Origin of the sequence: Echinicola sp. 20G, from assembly GCF_015533855.1 — a bacterium.
Taxonomy (GTDB): domain Bacteria; phylum Bacteroidota; class Bacteroidia; order Cytophagales; family Cyclobacteriaceae; genus Echinicola.
Map to the genome: position 1 here is coordinate 4,919,998 of NZ_AP024154.1, position 16,263 is coordinate 4,936,260.

The following is a 16,263-nucleotide window of genomic DNA, read 5'->3' on the forward strand; positions in this document are numbered from 1 at the left end:
AGGACCCAAATCAAATCAACAATCCTCTTGATCTTTTAGATTTAGTAAGCATTTTCTCTGTGAAATAGTATCCCTATAAACGTCATCCACATGATCTTATAATCAAAAAATGGATTCCATTTTTTTAAATAAAATATATCCATTCTATATCTGGCGTACATTTGGAAAAACTCTGCCGTTTCTCCTCTATACCCCTTGGCTTGAGCTAATCCTGTTAAACCTGGCTTGGAAAGGTGTCTGGTCATGAACCCATCTATCTGATCAGAAAACTGCTCATTTAATGTTACTGGATGAGGACGGGGACCTACAATCGACATTTCTCCTTTGAGCACATTGATCAACTGTGGCAGCTCATCAATACTTGTTTTTCTAATAAATTTCCCCACCTTGGTTACCCGAACATCGTTCTTAGTGGCCTGTTTGGTGTCGGCCTCCTTATTGACCACCATGCTCCTGAACTTGTAACAGTAGAACAACTTATTGTTCTTACCGTGCCTCTTTTGTTTAAAAAACACAGGTCCTTCTGAATCCAGTTTGATCAAGATAGCCATGATCGGGAACAGCCAAATCCCCACAAATATCATAAAAAGAAATACAATCATAACATCTGATACTCTTTTCATGACCAAGTTAGTCTTCGTGAAACTTGTGGACATTCCTGAGCGACCAGAATTCTCCTTGATAACTACACTGCGAGGACAATCCATTGCTCCAATGTTGCGCTCGCTTTCCTTGAGATGTAAAATTGAACCATTCATAAAACTTATTTTTTTTGTTAAAAACAGAAGTAACTAATCGAAAAACCAAAAACTAAAATCCGGTTTGTTTAAAAGGTTATAAAGGGCTCCATATGACGCAATAAATGCTTGAACACTGTGTACGTACCGCTATCATCAACCATATTGTTAAGATAAATATTACATTAATATTTACATATTTTAAATAACTATATGTAAATAAAATGACCAATAATTTTAATTAAATGAAATAAATTATTGGTTTTGAAATAAATTTATAAAATTGATAATGAAAGGTATTTTACCATATAGGTTTTTCTGGCACGTATTCTAAACTGGATTTTTATTTTAAAATATGTAGGCAACTTTTATATTGCTATTGAAGTTTGAGGCAGATTCTCCAATATACCTGCCCATTTTTTCATTAAAATTGGGCGCGTAAAAATTGTAATTCACACTCCTTACATACCTGAAATGAGTTTGAAACAACAAGTTCCCCAACCGGTCTTCCAACTTGAACCCAGTCGCAAAATCGATCCATGGAGCAACTTCTTCTCCATTGCTATTAGCATAATGATAAAAGTTTTGGTCTCTGGCATACCGCTCTAACTGCAGGGCCACCTTGCTTAATCCCTCTACCCAACTCACCTCTAGTATTTGTATATTTCCACTGGTTCCCAAACCTGCGCCCAACACCTGACCGCGATTAGTAAGTCCATGCAATACCTGATAGTTATCATAGATCCCCCTACCTCGGTTAGGATCACCGTTCCATCTGATTATATTGTTGATTGAATTTTGGGTTTGGGTCATCTCAAAACTGAAACCTAAAAAAGTCTCTCCTCCCATAGGAACATACTTGCTTGCTCCAATGGTATACCCCCTGGAGTGTTCAGGATTAAGCACTACATCACGCCAATTCAGGGCATGATCATTCCGCATAAACTCAAAATAAACTTCACTGTGTGCTTTTGGAACTGCCCATCTTAAATACACCTCCAGTCCCTGATCTTCTCTTTTATAAACATTTTCAATGACCCCTTCTGCATCTTTTGGTAAAGGAGAAAATAGAGGCAACCAAGACCTTAAGCCTGTTCCCATATCTTCCCGGTAAATTTGAAAGGTACGACTTCCACCTACAGAAAGCCCTGGCAGCCATTTTGGGGCATATGAAATGGTAATACCAGTCAGGTACCTCCAGTCATCTTCGACAATATCTTCTATGATATTGGAATAAGCTCCATCACTGAACTTACCGAAACCTGACCCCTCTAACCTCCCCATAAAATATTGCCCCTCAAAAGACCCCAGAAATGTTTTGACCGCTTTGGTACTGTGAATGGTGGCATGTGCAAAGCCTTGGGCGTTGTCCCCTATCAACAAGGCATTGTACTTACCAGGACCCCACCAAATATTCTCTGTGGATATACCTGCTGCAAAACTTCCAAACATTACTTTTATATGGGAATTACCTGGCAAAACCTCGCTGATCGGACCATCTCCATAGCGTATAGGTAAATCTATTCCATTAGCTGACCGCTCCATTCGTCTAAAAAAGGAATCCGGTGCATCAGATGCATACTCCTCAAACGCTGAATTTTGTGCATAATGTAATTGAGGATACAACTGGATACTGACAGGACCTGCTTTCATCCTAAATCCAGCACTCAATAATATCTCCTGGCCCTTTCCAAATATCACCGCTCCCTTCCCCCAACCGTATGGAAAGCTTGAATTAAAAACGTGAGTCAACTGCAATGGCATCAAACGATAAGTGATTGACTTTTTTTTCTTTGGTTGGTAGGCGTATTCCGGTAACAGTAGGGGTTTATACTTCCCTTCTGCAATTTTATCCAAGTAAAATGGCCTAATATTAAAACTTAAATCCTGCAGGGCAGTATCCAAAATCTGTTGCCTTCTTAGGAAGTCCTGGTATAAAGGCATGTCCAAAGGTAGGTTTTGTCCATACAAATCAGCCCTTCCGCTTAAACTGATAAGGAGTATAAAAAGTAGAAATACCCCCTTTTTACAATTCCACCAAACCTCAAAGTGATTGAACACATTTACAATCATTCTCAAAATCTTTAAAAAGATCATAACTATTCTTATGAATTATTAAAAAAAGTTAAGCATTTAGCGGTTTTTGAGGATGTCCATGTAACCATTAGTAAATAAAAAGTAATTCCATTTTTAAAAGCAGCTAAAATGATTCAATTATTGTAAATAAAATGAATGAAATCACTTAAAATCTCTGTACTAGCCCAAATCAATGTCAGCCTACTCCCTTCATAAAAACAATTGATTTGGCAAGACATTGGAACCTCTTTATTTGCAATACTGTTGCATAATTTTACAACTATAAATTAAATCAAATGAAGAATAATAACCATTACGACGTCATTATTATTGGCGGAAGCTTTGCCGGACTTTCTGCAGCCATGGCTTTAGGGAGGTCATTAAGAGATGTTTTGATCATCGATGGCAACCAACCATGCAATCGGCAGACACCACAATCCCATAATTTTATCACACATGACGGCACTCCTCCACTCCAACTTTTGGAAAAAGCCAAACAGCAAGTGTTCCAATACCCCACCATCCATTACCAAAAAGGCCTGGCAGTAGCTGCTAAAAAGAATGCGACCGATTTTGCTGTAAGTACAGAAAGTGGAGATCAATACACTTCTAAAAAACTCCTCATTGCTACTGGCGTGAAAGACATCATGCCGGACATTAAAGGCTTTTCTGACTGCTGGGGCATTTCAGTTTTGCATTGTCCATATTGTCATGGTTACGAATACAAGCACCAACCCACTGCAATCATGGCTGATGGTGATTTAGCTTTTCACTTTGCTTTGATGGTCCAAAACCTCACCCAGCAACTCAGCCTTCTCACCAATGGCCAGTCTACGTTGAGCGCTGAGCAAAAACGTATTTTAAGAAGCAGAAATATTACATTGATAGAGCAGCCCATTAATGAGCTCATCCACCAGTCAGGCCATATTGAAAAAATAGGATTTGAAAATGGCGAATCTTTGGAAATTTCTGCGCTATATGCCAAGATTCCCTTTACCCAAACAAGCCACTTAGCTGAAAAGCTAGGCTGTAACATCAATGAACACGGGTATCTCCAAGTCAATGAAAAACAACTGACCAGTGTGCCAGGGATCTATGCTGCTGGAGATAATACAAGTCCAGAAAGAGCTCTTTCTATTGCCATTGCCGCGGGAACCAGGTCTGGTGCTGCTATAAATATGGAATTGGTCATGGAAAGCATTGATTAGACTTAAAACCCATTTCTCAAAACCGGTTGTTGGATCACAACCGGTTTTGAGTAAGAAATTCTTTGTCAGCTAAAATTGTAAACTCTTATCCTTCTCATTATAATGTGAGTTTGTTAAGCAGATTTCTCGCTTTTCATTAACTCTGCTTTAAACTCTCTTGGGCTTTTATTGTAGTGCAATTTAAAATACTTATAAAAAGTAGCCTTGGATTTAAAACCACTTTTGTAAAACACATCTGTAATACTTTGCTCTGGATCCTTCTCAAAAAGACTGACAAAAGTCTTGATTTTATAGCTGTTTAATAGGTCATAAAAATTTGTTTTCAAGCCAATAGAAATGGCTTCCGTTACTTGATGTCTTGAAAAATCTACATGCGCCGCAAGTTGATTGATGGTCAAATCCTCATTGAGGTGCAATTTGTCCTTGTCAAAGCCATCTTGTATAGCATGGACAATTTGAGCCATCTCCTCTTCCGACATGGTGGAAGAACTGTATTTTTCCTTATTTGTATTAATGGAAATAGAAGATTTGTCTTTCTCACTCTTTTTAGCCAATCCTTTCAAATATATCACCAAGATCAAGGCAAATTGAACTAAAAAAAATAAAGAATAGATTTGGTTAAGCAATAATTTGTGACTTCTCGAAAACTCCGTAAAGACCATATAAACCGACAACATGGTTCCCACTGTAAAAAGCAAAAAGCCTATTAAATACCTCGTGTATTTTATCAAATCACTCTTATACTCTTTATATTCAAAAAACAAAAGCCATGTACAGAATAGAATATAACCCAGCCAATAATAAGGATAGATTTGATGCAAAACACTATAGGTATCATTGATCCACAGACTTTCCATCCCAAAAAATAGCATCACCAGAATGGATATATTAAGCACAAAAGTGATAAAAAACGGAGTTGCATGAAGCAAGATCTCTTTTTTTGATCTCTTGTTGGTGATAAAAGCATAAAGCAAGGGCCCTTTTAAAAACCGAAAACTACTGGGTAAATCCTCCAAAGAAGACAACTGGGCATCCCAAAATTGATTAATGAATAATTCATGAATAAAATCAAAGGAGATCACCAAAAGATACAAAAGCAGAAAAACCACCCTCTGATTTTTGTTTTTACCGTTGTAAATCAGAAAGACAGAAATTAGGCATTGGATAATTATGGTAATAAGTACATTTGACATGCAAGGATCTTAAGATTCAAATGTAAATTTACCCCTTTCATATGGCTATCTCCAGTAATTAATCATAGCATAATGATTATTTAACATAAGCTAAATCATTCTCTTAGCCCCATCCTCTTCCCATTAGGAGGATTTTACACCTAAAACTGCTATATATCCACACCTCAATGGATATCTTTGTACTGATTTAAAAATAAGCCAACCTTATGAGTAAATGTCCCTGCGGATCGGGTAATGACCTATCGAACTGCTGTGAGCCTATCATTATGAACTTTTCTGCCACCACTGCTGAAAAGTTGATGAGATCACGCTATACAGCTTACAGTTTGGGAAATGCCGAATACATCTTCCAAACCACACATCCGTCCGTAAGAAATAAAATTGACCTTCGCGATATTAAAGAATGGTCTACCTCCAACCAATGGAACAAGCTGGAGATTATCTCTACCCAAAAGGGATTGGAAAATGATCTTGAAGGAGTGGTAGAATTCAAAGCCCACTACACTGACACGTTATCAAAACCACATATCCACCATGAAATATCCTCCTTTTCCAAAAAGGACGGACAATGGTTTTACGTCAACGGGAGTTTTCCTAAGCCACTGCCAGTACCAACCTTGAAAGCTTCCAGGAATTCACCTTGTCCATGTGGAAGTGGTAAGAAGTTTAAAAAATGTTGTGGTTAATATTATTACATCCCTATTTTTAAAAGTATAAATGAGGTGTATCATTTCAATCACCTCAGGTTAAATTGTGTATATGAAAGTTTGTATTGCGGAGAAACCAAGTGTTGCAAAAGAAATAGCCCAGGTAATCGGTGCCACCAGTAGAAAAGATGGATATTTTGAGGGGAATGGTTATCAAGTGACCTGGACATTTGGACATTTTTGTACCCTTTTTCCTCCAGAAGACTATGAGTCCAGCTGGAAAAGATGGGACCTCTACACCCTTCCTATGCTGCCCAAGAAGTTTGAAACTAAAATCATTCAGGACAGCGGGGTCAAAAAGCAATTCAAAATCATAGAGCAACTCTTCAAATCGGCCGATCTGGTCATTAACTGTGGCGATGCTGGCCAAGAAGGAGAACTGATTCAACGCTGGGTACTCAAGCAAGCCAACTATCAAGGTAAAGTACAACGCTTATGGATTTCATCACTTACCACAGAAGCCATACAAGCTGGTTTTGAAAGCCTAAAACCTTCCGAAGATTTTGACAACTTGTATTATGCAGGTAGCTCAAGGGCCATTGGCGATTGGTTGCTGGGAATGAATGCCACGAGATTATATACACTTAAGTATGGAGGATTTAAGCAAGTCCTGTCTATCGGCAGGGTCCAGACCCCTACCCTGGCTATGTTGGTCAATCGCCACCATGAAATTGAAAATTTCACCCCCCAGCCTTATTGGGAACTGCAGACCCTTTATCGTGAAACCAAGTTCAACAGCACAGAGGGTAAATTTTTCACCAAAGAAGACGGGGAAAAGTTACTTGCGCAGGTTACTGGTAAAGACCTTTTTATCACTGAGATTGAAAAAAAGGAAGGTAAAGAATATGCACCCAAGCTCTTTGACCTAACCAGTTTGCAAGTTTATTGTAACAACAAGTTCAGTTTTACCGCCGACACCACTTTGAAAATCGTGCAGCGCCTTTATGAGATGAAGGCAGTCACTTATCCAAGGGTAGACACCACCTTTCTACCCAATGACATGTACCCCAAGGTTCCCGGTATACTTAAAGGGCTGAGCAATTATGCGGAATTTACTACACCATTATTAAATAAAAAGCTCAGAAAATCCCCTAAGGTATTTAATGACAAAAAAGTAACCGACCACCATGCCATCATTCCAACTGGAGAGCAAAAGCCATTGGACAATGCCCAGCAAAAAGTATATGACATCATTGTAAGGCGATTTTTGGCCGTTTTTTATCCTGACTGTAAAGTGGCCAAAACACAGGTAAGTGCAGAAGTGGAAAAAGTGAGCTTTCAAGCAAAAGGTAAAGAAATCCTTGATGAAGGTTGGAGGGTATTGTTTCCAAAGGACAACAAAAAGAACAACGAAGAAGACAATAAGGAAGAAGAGGAAGAAGGTATTTTACCTTCTTTCGAGAAAGGAGAACATGGGCCTCATGAACCTTCATTCACTGAAAAGACCACCAAACCTCCAAAGAATTACACTGAAGCTTCACTGCTTCGTGCCATGGAAACTGCAGGCAAGCAGGTTGAAGATGAAGAACTCCGAGACCTGATGAAAGCCAATGGTATTGGAAGGCCATCTACCAGGGCCAGCATCATTGAAACTTTATTTAGGAGAAAATATATCGAAAGAAGGAAAAAGCTGGTAGTTCCAACCGATATGGGCATCCAGCTGATTGGAACCATTCAAAATGAACTGCTGAAATCCGCTGAATTGACAGGTCAATGGGAGAAGCATTTGAAGGAAATCGAAGAAGGTGAATTCAGTGCTATCCAGTTTATCGTGGAAATGAAAAAGATGGTCGCTGAATTGGTGCATGAGGTGCGTCAGGAAACTGGAAAACCGAGACTTGCTGCCCCCGAGTCCCAAAAGCCTCAAAAAGATATACCAAAAAAAGACAGCCCCGCTGCTAAGAAAGCTAGCAAAAGCCTAGAGGAAGTAACCTGTCCTAAATGTGGCCAAGGAAAAATCATCAAAGGTAAATCAGCTTATGGCTGTAGTCAGTGGAAGACAGGATGTAAGTTTCGAATTGGATTTACCTTCATGGAAAAGAAATTAACTGACAAACAAGTGCAGCGCTTGATTGAAAAGAAAGCTACCACCAAGCTAAAAGGCTTTAAGCAAGCAGGAGAAAAAATCGAAGGAATTCTAAAACTAAATGAAAGCAATGAAGTTATTTTTGAACAAAGTATTGCTGCTCCTTCAACCACAAAAAGCAAGATCCCAGCATGTCCTAAGTGTAAAAAAGGCACTCTCATCAAGGGGAAAACAGCCTACGGGTGTAGCGAGTGGAAAGCCGGCTGTGATTTTAGGTTTGCTTTTCAGGAAATAAAAAACAGGGCCAAGGGTAAGCCTTTGACCAAGGAATTGGTACTGGAAATTATTAATGGATGATCATCACAAAAAACTGCCAATATTTATGTGTTGGAGAATAACGTAAAGAAACTTTATATTGTACCGAACATTTGACTCTTCAAAACGCATTTTTAAAAATGAAAACTCCCAAGATATCTTTACCACATAACCCTTTTAATTTTATTAAAAAGCAAAAACAGGAAATTGGGATGTCTCCTGATGCCCTATACTTTAGAGGAGTTCGAAAATCAGAAAACACCCTGCTCAACATCATTGACTTTGACAGCGAGTCATTAGAGGAAAAAAGTATCCAAAACATTGCGGAAGCTTTCCCTTATTCCAAAAAGGAAACAGTTACTTGGCTCAATGTAGATGGGCTTCACGATGCTGACCTGATGAAAAATATTTCAGATGGTTTTGAGTTGGAGCAACTGATACTTTCCACCGTCATGGATACACAGGCCCGACCTACAGTGCAAGAATTTGATGACTGTATTCTGATTTCAATTAAAATGCTGCAACAAGACCCTGACACCAACAGAATCTCTGTGGAAAACCTAAGCCTTATTCTGACCGAAAGTATGTTGATTTCATTCCAAGAGAAAAAAGGAGATGTCTTTGATCCAGTCAGGGAACGTATCCGAAAAAACAGAAAGCGAATTAGGAGTTCAGGCACAGACTACTTGGCTTTTGCACTTTTGGATATTGTTATTGATAATTACATCTATATTTTAGGGATTTTAGGGGAAAAAATAGAGGCCTTGGAAGAAAGCTTATTAATTGACCCCAAAAAGGATGTCATTGAAGAGATCAATACATACAAACGAGAACTGAATTTTATCAGGAAAAACATCAAGCCTGCCAGAGAGATGATTTTGTCTTTGGCCAAGCTGGATTCTGAGCTTATCGATGATGACAATGAAATCCACTTTCGGGAATTACAGGATAATATCAACCAAGCCAATGATACCTCAGACAGCTATAGAGAGATGTTATCTGATCAGTTGAATATTTACCATACTACCATCAGTTCAAAGCTGAATGATATTATGAAATTCCTGACCATTTTTTCAGTTATCTTCATCCCTCTCACTTTTATTGCCGGCATTTATGGCACTAACTTCGATGTAGTCCCTGAATTACATTATGAATACAGTTATTATATCATGTGGGGAGTTATGATTATAGTGGCTGTTGGAATGTTGATTTATTTCAAAAAGAAGGACTGGTTTTAAAAGATTAACTGATGACTTTACTTTTAAACCCGATAGTTTTTCAAGTTATTTTGAAAATTATACAAAGCAAAGCATCTCTTAAAAACAACAAAATAGTATATTGTAATACTATAATTAACCCTTAAATCAGGTACAAAAACCTATTTAAGCTTTAGTCAATGGAGTAATTACTGAGTTTGACCGATTAATTTTTAGACATTAAACGGACTATAATAGTTTGAATTGTTTTCAGTTTTTCATCTTCAGGTGAAGTATTGAAAATACAAAAACCACAATTATATAAATGAATTATTTGCATAAGGAACTTTATAATTTACTTATATCCGACCATCATATTTTTGATTTCATTCGAGAATCGGCACTGGACGGGTTGTGGTATTGGGACGTTGAAAACCCTGAAAACGAATGGATGGACAGTAAGTTTTGGACAACCTTGGGATACGATCCTGAACAAATGCCTCACAAATCATCTGCATGGCAAGGCATCATCCATCAAGATGACCTAAAAGTAGCGCTTGAAAACTTCAAAAAGCATTGCGAAGACCCCAATCATCCTTATGATCAAATTGTAAGATACAAGCATAAAAATGGCCATACAGTATGGGTCAGGTGCCGCGGTATGGCGATAAGGGATCATAATGGCAAAGCAATTAGATTATTAGGGGCACACAATGAAGTGTCCTCTCTTAAAAAACATGAAGAGATCCTCAAAAGGTGCAATGCTGCTGCTTCTATAGGTTATTGGGAAATAGATTTTATCACAGAAAAAGTTTTATGGAGTTCCTTGACCAAAGAGATTCTTGAGGTAGGGAGAGATTTTACTCCCACCATAAATGACACTCTTGCTTTTTTCTCAGAAGGAAAAAGCAAGACAAGCCTGCTTAATGCCTATCAAAATGCCATTACAAATGGGAAGTCCTATGAATTGGAATTGCCTATTTCCATTTCAAAAGAAAAAATCAAGTGGGTGAAAATTGTGGGAATACCTCAAGTCATAGCGAACAAGTGTACCCAAATTTATGGGACAGTCCAAGATATTGATTTGAGAAAAACCAATGAGCTCAAACTACGTGAAGAAAGAGAAAAGCTGAGGATCAGTGAGGAGTCATTCCGTTCCAATTTTGAACATGCCGCTATTGGCATGGCCATACTCAACGAAAAGGGCCAATGGCTAAAAGTGAATAATAAACTTTGTGAAATAGTAGGGTATACGCAAGAAGAGCTTAGACAATTGACCTTTCAGGACATCACTTTTCCTGCAGATTTGGATGCAGACCTGGTGCTTTTTCAGGAATTGATGGATGGAAAGAGGGACCATTATCAAATGGAAAAGAGGTATTTCCATAAGGATGGCCATATCATATACATCATTTTGGCAGTTTCCATTGTAAGGAATAACGAAGGAAAAATCCTATATGTGGTTTCCCAAATCATTGATATTTCTGAATTAAAAGAAGCAAAAAACAAAATCCAGTCTTTGCTAAAAACCAGCCAAGAACAAAATAACAGGCTCAAGAATTTTGCCCATATCGTTTCCCATAACCTAAGGTCTCACTCCAGCAATCTAGGTTTTATGATTGACCTACTGACTCATGAAAATGAGAAACTAACCGAAAAGGAAGAATATAAACTATTAAAAACAGCATCTAATAACTTGGCCCAAACCATTCAGCACTTAAATGAAGTGGCCATGATACAGACTACGCTTGAAGAAAACCTCCAAGCCATTTCATTATCTAATTCCATAAAGTCGGCGATTGAAAATGTAGCTGCAATCGCGGGTGCTGCACAAGTTAATATTATCAATGAAATAAAGCCTGACGAAGTAATCCTAGGCCTACCTGCCTATATTGACAGCATCGTTCTTAATCTGCTGACCAATGGGATCAAGTACCGATCTGAAAACGTAGACAGTTATATTAAAATATCCTCTTTCCATTCCTCGCAATTCAAAGTAATTGTATTCGAAGATAATGGAAAGGGAATTGATCTTGAACAATATGGTTCCCAACTATTTGGGATGTACAAAACATTTCACCGACATCCAGAAGCACGTGGTATTGGTTTATTCATTACCAAAAGTCAGATAGAAGCTTTAGGCGGACGGATAGAAGTTGAAAGTGAAGTAAATAAAGGCTCAAAATTCAAAATTTATTTAAAAAATGAAAAAGTCAAAAAGCCTATGTATCATCGATGATGATCCCATTTACACATTTGGACTCAAAAAAATCATCGAATTTGGAAAATTCGATGTTGAGACCATTTTTTATGAAAATGGCAAAGAAGCTTATGAAAACTTGTCCCAAGTCATTTCCGATGGTGAAAGCCTACCTGATTTGATCTTATTGGACATTAATATGCCCATTTGGAATGGATGGAAGTTTCTGGATGAATTCACCAAGCTTTTGTCTGAGCCATCAGTAGTGGTTTATATCATTTCAAGTTCCATAGACCCAAAAGACAAGGAGAAGGCAACCCAATACCAAATCATCAATAGCTTTATTGTTAAACCTATTTCAATTGACAAAATTCGAGAAATCCTCCAATCCAATTAGTATTTAGATCCACCAATTATTTTTCTCCACCGACAACTTTAAACGAAGCTGCTTCTGACCAATCACTCCAATTTAGGTTCTGGTCCCTGTACCTCACGCGCCAGTAATATTCTTGCCCTTCGTTAAGCAACTTATAAACTGTCTCATCTGTTAGGTCATCGTCTTTTTGCTGATTTTCATTATAATACCAATTTTCAAACTGCTTCCAACTGTCCAAGACCAAAGTCTTAAAATCTGCTGAGGTACTGATCTGCCAATTTGAAGCTGCATGAAAAGCACCTCTTCTATCGCTCGAAAACTCTCCCGCTTTCAGTTGAATCCTTCTAGAACCCACTTTCTCCTTTACTGGCCCTATTGGTTTTGGCTTTTTGGGATTTCTGTCATATTTCCAAACTGTAATGGAGTCGGTCTGTTCATTTTTCCTAAACTTGTACTGATTTCCTCTACTGATTCTTTTTACCACAAATTTAGGATCTGATGGATTGGCATCCACTTCCACCATCACAAAGCCATATTCATCTTGGGTCACAGTAAATTCATCATAATCCCTTCCTTCAAACTCCCCCCAATTGTCCAGTGCTCCACCAGCACTCGCTACGTTGATCCATAGGTGTTTATGATCTTTGGATTGGCCTCTAGAATAACCGTGGGTGTGTCCAAAAAAATGTATACTTGGCTTACCAGTCTCTTCCGTAAACTTTTCCAATCGCTTGACTACTTCACCTGCAAAATCAGATTCTCCGGGAATCCATAACTCAGATTTGTGGGGATGGTGCATTTGAGCAAAGACAAAATCTATCTCCTCCATTCCAGCTGTTTTTTCCAGCACTTTATCTAACCATTTTAACTGATAATCCGACCCTCCTATTCCATCTTCCACATTGGAGTTTAATCCAAAGATTCGGGTATTGCCATAATCCTTGTACCACCAATTTTCGGCATACTCGGGACTTCCGTTTTCGGGAAGACTGAAATACTTAAAGTAATAGACTGACTGATTTTCGTGGTTCCCCAAAACGGGATATACAGGAACTTCCGAAAACAGCTTTTCTGCAGGATTAAAAAAATGCTCTTGCCATTGGTAATATTTAGCGCCATTCTGAACCAGGTCACCAGGAATGAGCACCATGGCCAAGTTTTCAGGAACATTTCCTTCAAACTCTTGATCCATATATGCCAAAATACCCTCATTGACTATCTCCCCAAATTTATCAGGCTCATTGCTATCTATCTGCATATCACTCATGGCTACTAAGCTGAATGATTTTTGGTCACTTGCAAAAGGAGGTGTCTTAAACTGATAGACATCTGAAACAGCCTTTCCTGTTTTGACCCGGTAAAAATATCCCGTAAACCTTTCCAAGCCTGAAAGTGTCACCTCATGAAGTCTTACCTCGCTGAAATTCACATCAAAAGCTCCACCTTCTGTTTGATTACCAAGCTCAGGGGTCTGGCCCCACTCCACAACACTTTCCTCACCAAAGTCTGTCTGCCACATAATGGTAATTTCGTTAGGACCTGCATTTTGCAGATAGGGTTTGATCTCTATGGTTTGACCTGATAGCCTGAAAAAAAGCATTACAAACCCGAGGGTGAGCAATTGAAACAATGGATTAATTCTAAAGCGCATATTGCATTAAGGTTTAGGATCTCAAAAGTAATGCTTGCAAATTCTTTTTAAAAAAGAGCTATATTATCATTATATCAATCCATTTTTATATAAACATCCTGAGTATTATCATATTGTTACCTTTATTTATCAAAAAACAAAACTCACCACCTCTAAATTAATCATTTAAAAAACTTAAATTTAAACAGGTCATTTAATAGTTGGCAGAAAAATGACCACAGCATTCCATTCAACATGAGGCTCTACTAAAAAGATACAAAGTAACGCTTATATGCTTTTATTTAATAGAATGAGCTAGAGACACAAAATCGAATACCCATCCTTCAGTTAATTGAATTTTCAACCTTAACTGCTTATTGTTCTTGATTGAATAAAAATGTTAGAGAATACATGAAATTTAAGCTAAATATATCTTTTAACTTTATTTGGAGTAATGAAAACTAGATTACTTTTTTTTCTATTGGCTCTAGGAGTTTTCTCAAACCTAAAAGCTCAATCAAACGAAGACTCATTAACCCTTTCTATCAGGCCCTACGGGAGTTTCAGAGGACATTTTTCAGTCTATAATGGAGAGTTGGAATTGCAAGAAAATGCTTCAAGAATCGGGTTTGAACTATCAGTAGCCAAAGGAAATTCAGTCTTTTTTGCCGGTTCAGAACTCTCCTTAAACATGTTTAAGGGAGACCAGTCATTCAACTTGGATGCTTCCACTAGCGGAGGTTTTATTGATGTAGAAAACAATCAAACCAATCAGGTATTTGGGACACGATTGGGCTATCTAGGAGTAGAAATCAATCAAGTCGGAACCATTACCATTGGTAAACAATGGGGAGTCTACTATGATATTACAGGTTATACCGACAAATTTAATGTATTTGGAGGGAATGGAACCTCCACTTATACTGCAGGTACAGATGGGGGAACTACAGGGACTGGGAGAGCAGATCAGGCTATTACTTATAGAAATCAATTTGGCCGCTTGGCCATTGGATTACAATTTCAAGCAGAAAACGCCTATAACGATCATTTCATTGATGGATATGGTTTATCTGGCCAATTCGAAATTCTATCAGGCCTTAAAGTGGGAGGAACCTACTACACTTTGATGATGCAAGACACCTTAAAAGAAAACACCTTGGGTTTTGGAAACGACCCTCAATACATGGCTTTTGGAATTTCTTATGTTAATCACTCATGGGATTTTGGGTTAGTATATAGCAAGCAATCTAATGGGGATTTTCGTAGAAGCTATATCAATGAAGATTTGGCTGCAGTAGTATTCGATGCGAAAGGTATTGAGGTCTTCTCCAAATATACATTCAATCCATTTAGTATAACTATAGGTTACAATCAATATATTCCCAAAATAACAGGACTTCCTCTCAATGAATTTTTCAAAACTGAATATTTTATTCTTGGATTTGAATACAAGCCACTAAGACATGCGTTTTTCTACAGTGAGACCAGATTTAATACCAGCAACAACCGTGATCATTTTGGAGAAAAGAATTTTAACGTCCTTACTTTAGGTATTCGAATAGACTTAGAGAGGACACTTTCCCAAGTCAGATGATAATGGTTTAATATTCAAAAACATGTTGTCTTATGACTACTTATTAAAGGCAGCCTCCAGCTCTGCCACTTTCAGCTTTTTCATTTGCATCATTACTTCCATCATCTGCTGTACCCGTCGGTGATCTTGGGATTCCATCATTTCCACAAGAGCTTCGGGAACAATCTGCCAGGACATCCCAAATTTATCCTTGAGCCAACCACATTGTGATTCTTGACCACCATCAGCTGTCAAGCTATCCCAATATCGGTCTACCTCATTTTGGTCTTTACACTTTACAAAAAGCGAAACCGACTCATTGAATTTAAATGTTGGGCCCGCATCAAAGGCATAAACCTTCAAACCATCAATAGTAAAACTGCTCATCTGAATGGTCCCTGCGGGAAATGGCGTTCCTTCAGGCCACCTTTTTATGAAATTGATTTCGGAATTTGGAAATAGATCGGTGTATAGTTTTATCGCCTCTTCCGCCTCTTTATCATACCATAAAAAGGGAACGATATTTTGACTTTTTTGAACAATACTCATGGTGTAATTGGGTTATTTGATTGGAACAAAACTTTAAAAATGACAATCAGATTTTTGACTCAACATACTTTTTGAAATTATCCAAAATAGCCTGCCAGCCCCCTTTTTGCATTTCCACTGGATTTGTTTGCTCTGGATCAAATGTTTCTTTCACCAAAGTGCTATTTCCCTCTGGTGTAAAAATCACCTCCACTTCCCTTCCATCTTCCATGGCGTAAGACAAAAGAGCTCCTTCCTCCACTTTATTATAAGTTCCTGAAAAATCAAAGCCCATGCTGCCATCCTTTGACTCCATTCGAGAAGTAAATACGCCTCCTTCTCTAAGGTCATTGCTTGAATGGGGGGTATGCCAATCATCGGAAGCGGCATTCCACTTGGTAATATGTTCAGGGCTCGTCCAATAAGCCCATACCGTGTCTACTGGTGCATTTACTTTAGTTGTTACCGTGATCTTTTCCATTGTTTTGGTTATTAGGT

13 protein-coding genes are annotated in these 16,263 nt (G+C 38.2%); 7 read left to right on the forward strand and 6 right to left on the reverse strand.

Annotated elements, in window-relative coordinates; all coding sequences use genetic code 11:
* Window positions 1-41: 41 nt before the first annotated feature.
* Window positions 42-758, reverse strand: a complete 717-nt coding sequence (locus JL001_RS19880; protein WP_200979306.1) for a sugar transferase — start codon at window positions 756-758, stop codon at window positions 42-44.
* 327 nt (window positions 759-1,085) lie between these two features.
* A complete protein-coding gene (locus tag JL001_RS19885) occupies window positions 1,086-2,834 on the reverse strand; it encodes a capsule assembly Wzi family protein (RefSeq protein WP_236252911.1) in 1,749 nt (582 codons plus the stop codon).
* A gap of 275 nt (window positions 2,835-3,109) precedes the next feature.
* Here JL001_RS19885 and JL001_RS19890 point away from each other — a divergent pair, with 275 nt between their 5' ends.
* The gene (locus JL001_RS19890; protein WP_200979310.1) at window positions 3,110-4,021 is read left to right on the forward strand and encodes an NAD(P)/FAD-dependent oxidoreductase; all 912 of its coding nucleotides are present in this window, start codon (window positions 3,110-3,112) and stop codon (window positions 4,019-4,021) included.
* Between the two features lie 113 nt (window positions 4,022-4,134).
* On the opposite strand, the gene JL001_RS19895 is transcribed toward JL001_RS19890, so the two are convergent.
* Window positions 4,135-5,214, reverse strand: a complete 1,080-nt coding sequence (locus JL001_RS19895; protein ID WP_200979312.1) for an AraC family transcriptional regulator — start codon at window positions 5,212-5,214, stop codon at window positions 4,135-4,137.
* A 206-nt stretch (window positions 5,215-5,420) separates the two neighbouring features.
* Here JL001_RS19895 and JL001_RS19900 point away from each other — a divergent pair, with 206 nt between their 5' ends.
* The 5 genes from JL001_RS19900 to JL001_RS19920 all read left to right on the forward strand — a co-directional run bounded on the left by JL001_RS19900 (window position 5,421) and on the right by JL001_RS19920 (window position 12,055).
* Window positions 5,421-5,900 (forward strand): YchJ family protein, encoded by a 480-nt coding sequence (locus JL001_RS19900; protein ID WP_200979314.1) that lies wholly within the window; start codon window positions 5,421-5,423, stop codon window positions 5,898-5,900.
* A gap of 73 nt (window positions 5,901-5,973) precedes the next feature.
* A complete protein-coding gene (locus JL001_RS19905; protein WP_200979316.1) occupies window positions 5,974-8,304 on the forward strand; it encodes a type IA DNA topoisomerase in 2,331 nt (776 codons plus the stop codon).
* A 98-nt stretch (window positions 8,305-8,402) separates the two neighbouring features.
* Window positions 8,403-9,500, forward strand: a complete 1,098-nt coding sequence (gene corA, locus JL001_RS19910) for a magnesium/cobalt transporter CorA (RefSeq protein WP_200979318.1) — start codon at window positions 8,403-8,405, stop codon at window positions 9,498-9,500.
* A gap of 283 nt (window positions 9,501-9,783) precedes the next feature.
* Entirely contained in the window at window positions 9,784-11,697 is a 1,914-nt protein-coding gene (locus tag JL001_RS19915; RefSeq protein ID WP_200979320.1) for a PAS domain-containing sensor histidine kinase, read from the forward strand.
* Window positions 11,663-12,055: a response regulator gene (locus JL001_RS19920; RefSeq protein WP_200979322.1), complete on the forward strand. Its 393-nt coding sequence runs from the start codon at window positions 11,663-11,665 to the stop codon at window positions 12,053-12,055. The genes JL001_RS19915 and JL001_RS19920 overlap by 35 nt, the downstream gene beginning before the upstream one ends.
* Window positions 12,056-12,071: 16 nt before the next feature.
* Here JL001_RS19920 and JL001_RS19925 read toward each other — a convergent pair whose 3' ends face one another.
* On the reverse strand, window positions 12,072-13,685 hold the full coding sequence (locus JL001_RS19925) for a fibronectin type III domain-containing protein (protein ID WP_200979324.1): 1,614 nt from the start codon (window positions 13,683-13,685) through the stop codon (window positions 12,072-12,074).
* 433 nt (window positions 13,686-14,118) lie between these two features.
* Here JL001_RS19925 and JL001_RS19930 point away from each other — a divergent pair, with 433 nt between their 5' ends.
* Window positions 14,119-15,258 (forward strand): porin, encoded by a 1,140-nt coding sequence (locus JL001_RS19930; RefSeq protein WP_200979325.1) that lies wholly within the window; start codon window positions 14,119-14,121, stop codon window positions 15,256-15,258.
* A 36-nt stretch (window positions 15,259-15,294) separates the two neighbouring features.
* Here the strand turns inward: JL001_RS19930 and JL001_RS19935 are convergent, their stop codons facing one another.
* Together JL001_RS19935 and JL001_RS19940 are read right to left on the reverse strand one after the other, a co-directional pair.
* Window positions 15,295-15,786 (reverse strand): VOC family protein, encoded by a 492-nt coding sequence (locus tag JL001_RS19935; protein ID WP_200979327.1) that lies wholly within the window; start codon window positions 15,784-15,786, stop codon window positions 15,295-15,297.
* A 46-nt stretch (window positions 15,787-15,832) separates the two neighbouring features.
* On the reverse strand, window positions 15,833-16,246 hold the full coding sequence (locus JL001_RS19940; RefSeq protein WP_200979328.1) for an SRPBCC family protein: 414 nt from the start codon (window positions 16,244-16,246) through the stop codon (window positions 15,833-15,835).
* Window positions 16,247-16,263 lie beyond the last annotated feature (17 nt).

Coding starts and splice junctions, on each gene's coding strand:
- JL001_RS19925 (WP_200979324.1), bottom strand. CDS start 13,685: ATGCGCTTTAGAATTAATCCATTGTTTCAATTGCTCACCCTCGGGTTT.
- JL001_RS19885 (WP_236252911.1), bottom strand. CDS start 2,834: ATGATCTTTTTAAAGATTTTGAGAATGATTGTAAATGTGTTCAATCAC.
- JL001_RS19900 (WP_200979314.1), top strand. CDS start 5,421: ATGAGTAAATGTCCCTGCGGATCGGGTAATGACCTATCGAACTGCTGT.
- JL001_RS19935 (WP_200979327.1), bottom strand. CDS start 15,786: ATGAGTATTGTTCAAAAAAGTCAAAATATCGTTCCCTTTTTATGGTAT.
- JL001_RS19920 (WP_200979322.1), top strand. CDS start 11,663: ATGAAAAAGTCAAAAAGCCTATGTATCATCGATGATGATCCCATTTAC.
- JL001_RS19940 (WP_200979328.1), bottom strand. CDS start 16,246: ATGGAAAAGATCACGGTAACAACTAAAGTAAATGCACCAGTAGACACG.
- corA (WP_200979318.1), top strand. CDS start 8,403: ATGAAAACTCCCAAGATATCTTTACCACATAACCCTTTTAATTTTATT.
- JL001_RS19880 (WP_200979306.1), bottom strand. CDS start 758: ATGAATGGTTCAATTTTACATCTCAAGGAAAGCGAGCGCAACATTGGA.
- JL001_RS19930 (WP_200979325.1), top strand. CDS start 14,119: ATGAAAACTAGATTACTTTTTTTTCTATTGGCTCTAGGAGTTTTCTCA.
- JL001_RS19915 (WP_200979320.1), top strand. CDS start 9,784: ATGAATTATTTGCATAAGGAACTTTATAATTTACTTATATCCGACCAT.
- JL001_RS19905 (WP_200979316.1), top strand. CDS start 5,974: ATGAAAGTTTGTATTGCGGAGAAACCAAGTGTTGCAAAAGAAATAGCC.
- JL001_RS19895 (WP_200979312.1), bottom strand. CDS start 5,214: ATGTCAAATGTACTTATTACCATAATTATCCAATGCCTAATTTCTGTC.
- JL001_RS19890 (WP_200979310.1), top strand. CDS start 3,110: ATGAAGAATAATAACCATTACGACGTCATTATTATTGGCGGAAGCTTT.